This is a genomic window from Clostridium sp. KLE 1755 (genome assembly GCF_000466465.2).
Lineage (GTDB): Bacteria > Bacillota > Clostridia > Lachnospirales > Lachnospiraceae > Eisenbergiella > Eisenbergiella porci.
Genome location: NZ_KE992664.1, coordinates 1 through 3,379 on the forward strand (window position 1 = coordinate 1; position 3,379 = coordinate 3,379).

Annotated in this window: 4 protein-coding genes and 1 pseudogene; 3 read left to right on the plus strand and 2 right to left on the minus strand. The window is 35.2% G+C overall.

Going from position 1 to position 3,379, the window contains the following annotated elements:
* Window positions 1–363 (minus strand): annotated as a pseudogene (locus HMPREF1548_RS04230) (hypothetical protein); the annotation flags it as partial.
* 425 nt (window positions 364–788) lie between these two features.
* On the opposite strand from HMPREF1548_RS04230, the gene HMPREF1548_RS30800 reads away from it, so the two are divergent.
* Window positions 789–1,139 carry a helix-turn-helix domain-containing protein gene (locus HMPREF1548_RS30800; RefSeq protein ID WP_021634540.1) on the plus strand — a complete coding sequence of 117 codons (351 nt, stop codon included), beginning with the start codon at window positions 789–791 and terminating at the stop codon, window positions 1,137–1,139.
* Window positions 1,140–1,464: 325 nt separating this feature from the next.
* On the opposite strand, the gene HMPREF1548_RS04240 is transcribed toward HMPREF1548_RS30800, so the two are convergent.
* On the minus strand, window positions 1,465–2,022 hold the full coding sequence (locus HMPREF1548_RS04240; RefSeq protein WP_021634541.1) for a hypothetical protein: 558 nt from the start codon (window positions 2,020–2,022) through the stop codon (window positions 1,465–1,467).
* 123 nt (window positions 2,023–2,145) lie between these two features.
* Here HMPREF1548_RS04240 and HMPREF1548_RS04245 point away from each other — a divergent pair, with 123 nt between their 5' ends.
* Window positions 2,146–2,475 carry a helix-turn-helix domain-containing protein gene (locus tag HMPREF1548_RS04245; protein WP_021634542.1) on the plus strand — a complete coding sequence of 110 codons (330 nt, stop codon included), beginning with the start codon at window positions 2,146–2,148 and terminating at the stop codon, window positions 2,473–2,475.
* Between the two features lie 555 nt (window positions 2,476–3,030).
* Window positions 3,031–3,327: a site-specific integrase gene (locus HMPREF1548_RS30360; RefSeq protein WP_021634543.1), complete on the plus strand. Its 297-nt coding sequence runs from the start codon at window positions 3,031–3,033 to the stop codon at window positions 3,325–3,327.
* Window positions 3,328–3,379 lie beyond the last annotated feature (52 nt).

Here is a 3,379-nt window from a genome sequence, read left to right on the forward strand (position 1 = left end):
GATACCATGTCTTTTTCCCAACTCTTCAAACTCCAGTTCTTCAAAGACACGGCCAAATATTAATGCCTTTTCCCGTTCCTTCAAACAAGCAATTGCATAAATCATCTTTTGCCCTTGAGTAAGACTTATTATCCGCTCCAGCTTGCTAATTTCTCCGGCTTCGTGTAATATTTGATCCATTACATATTTATTATATTCTTCTGAAAAATCCGTATATGTTCGATCAAGCATTTCTAAAACAGCATATTCCCGCTCTTTTGCGCGATTTTTATTTTCCAGATACCTGGCTCTGCGGTTAGAAACAGCAGTTACCACATATGCTGAAAAGCGGTTCTGCAGTGACTGTGCTTTTTGTTCTCTCATATCATATGTGCCTCCTTTTTTCTTTGTTCTTTTGCGACAAGGGAAAAAGGTGGGCCCCGACAGAAAACTTTTATAAGTACACCACGTAGAAAAATAAAAAAGCGAATATTTATCTCTTTATATTCCAGATAAACATTTCGCTTATTTAATCTATTCCTTAACAATGAGTAGTGTATAGCACTACCACAATTACTTAAAAAGGGGGAAAAATAGCATTGGTCTTTTTTATTTTTTTAGCTTCACCTTTAAAACAGACATATACCATCCGAATAATCCATTAAGAAGAGCTATTTGTTAAAGGAACTATTTTGTCAGATATTAATTTGTTCTATCTATAGATTGTGAATTGTCATATTTTTTAAAGGTTTCGTATCATTACTGCAGTTAAGCTGTATGGTTCCGTACTAATTAAAGGAGATGAAAATATGCCCCTATGCCTGCATGACGCCAAAATTTTAGGTTCTGCAATTAAGAAAGCGCGTAATAAAAAACACCTTACGCAAGCTAAATGCGCACAGTTACTGGGATTCTCTTTATCTTTTCAGAAGGATATAGAACGCGGACGATTTTCTCCAAGTCTGGAAAATTTCTATCACATTTGTCGAACTCTTAATATTTCCGCCGACGAATGCATATTATCTGATGAAGATAAATTTGATCCAGATTACAGAGAACTCATCCGGATTATTTCCAAATGTAACAAGAATCAATTATGCATTCTATTAACAACGGCAACTACACTATTAGAAATTAATAACTCTGATAATGCATTATAAGAGCATATATCAGGAACGCTGAAGATAGGATGAAAGATTTATTTTAACTTCTTTTAGTCTTAATCCACTTTTTATTACATTTTATTATCCTTTATACCATATAAGGAATTACAATATTTTATACTTAATTACACCTAAAAATTAATTTTAATTCCAATCTCACCATCCATTAAAAACAAAAGCTTAATACAATAAAAAAAGAAGACTACCAGAGAAAACATCTACTCCGTAATCTTCTTTTCAAAATAAATTAATCACATTTCTTATTATCAGTAAGTAAAATTAAAACTACCCACTCAATACTCCCCAATATCATAAAAACCATTTAACTAATAAGCTTGTTTAACAGCTGTTCCAAATAGCCATTTTGCTCTGCCAAACTCTCTGCAATTGCATAAATTCCCTGAGATATATCGCAATCCCCTATTGTTGTCTTGGCTCCGGCACCAAAGGTTTCTATAAGTCCTTGTAAATTCCGATAATTTACTACCAGATTCTCCAGATCTGTTAAAATTTCCGCTGATTTAACATTTTTATTGAAATATAGCACATTTATATTTTTCTGCGCTTTATCTATCCAATCCTTCCATAATTCTGCCTGAATCTGTGCATCTTCCTTCAAATATTCGCTATATCCATTAGCCAGCATATAAACCTGATAAATACCTTTATTCTCTAAATTTAATTCTTCTGAAATATTATCGATTTCATCCGGGCAAAATGTAAGTATCCACTCTCTTTCCTGAAATTCAAAGATTATATCAACACAATTAGATTCTTCCAGCCGATTTATTTCTTTCATTTTGCTTCCTGGAAGTAAAATATGCAGCAAAGCCTCAGCCTCATGATCCGTCATACTTTCAGATATTTTACGAAATTGCATCCTCTCTCCTCCTGCTATACTAAGTACTACTATACATCGTTAAAATTATACGATATGTAAGTCTAAAATACAACGAAAGAATGAAGTAAAATAACAATAAACACAAGCAGGAGGTAACCAGTCATGTCCTATATCAATGATAAAATTGTTAATCTACGCACTGAACGTGGCTGGAGTGAGTACGAACTCTCCAAAATAGCAAATATCAGACAGTCTACCATATCCTCCTGGTCAACAAAAGATTCGATACCCAGTATTCCAAATCTCCAGAAAATATGTGATGCTTTTGGGATAACTCTCGCCCAGTTCTTTGCAGAAACGAATGAGTCCTATCCTATTACAGAAAAGCAGCATGAATTGCTTCAATATTTTGACCTTTTGTCACCCCAGCAACAAAACAGCTTGCTTAGTTTTCTTAAGTCATTGCAGAAGCTTGATTTAGGGTCAATGTAGGCCTTTATCATAGTTTGTAGTATCATATAATATCTGTATTTTGCAAAAACACATGGAATATAAACAACCCTAACTATATTACTGAAAATATTGTTTTCTGTCTCCGGCTTATCTAAAACCGTGTCATGGTTGATTGGCACAATAATATTCTGCATACAATCAACTTCTTTTCTTTTTTCTAATCTTTTATACGCAATGAATATATAAAAGACAACAAAAATCCACAAAAAAAATCAGAGCATCTTCCTCTAAAAGGCAATAAACGTAAAACCGAGGAAATGTTTCAGATAACCAGGCAGGAATTCGTTCCTTCTGATGATTACGAAAAAGCCGATAACAAGAAAAAACTGAGGACAAGCTGCTGCCTGTCAGCAGACCAGACAATGTAGAAAAGTTTTAAATATCGGTCCTGTATAAAGAAGCAACTATATCCGGTACGAAGGATGAAATATTTTTCTGTGACTTTTTACTTTACTGGCTCCCGCTCTTATTGGCAGCTATTATGGACTCCGTTGAAGTGAAATCGTAAGGCTGAAGTGGGAAGCAATCGATTTTGTGCAGAAGACGATTACAATCAGACATACTGTAACCCAGGCCATGGTAGACGGCAAATACAAAATGATTTACAAAGACAGGCCTAAATCTAAAAAAAGCCTTCGAACGCTGCCCCTTGTAGGACCATTCGAGGCCATTTTGTCCAAGCTTTGGAAACTGCTGGGACACAGTGACATCTCCACAACGCTGAACATTTATACTCATCTGGACTATAGGAGTAAGGTATCCAGCGCAAATGCAATTATAGGAATTCTGCCCGGAGAAAATGAAAAGGAACTCCCTCTAGCCGCTAACTAAGAAGAGAGTCCCATCATAAAACAATGCGGGTAGCCGGACTTGAACCGGCACG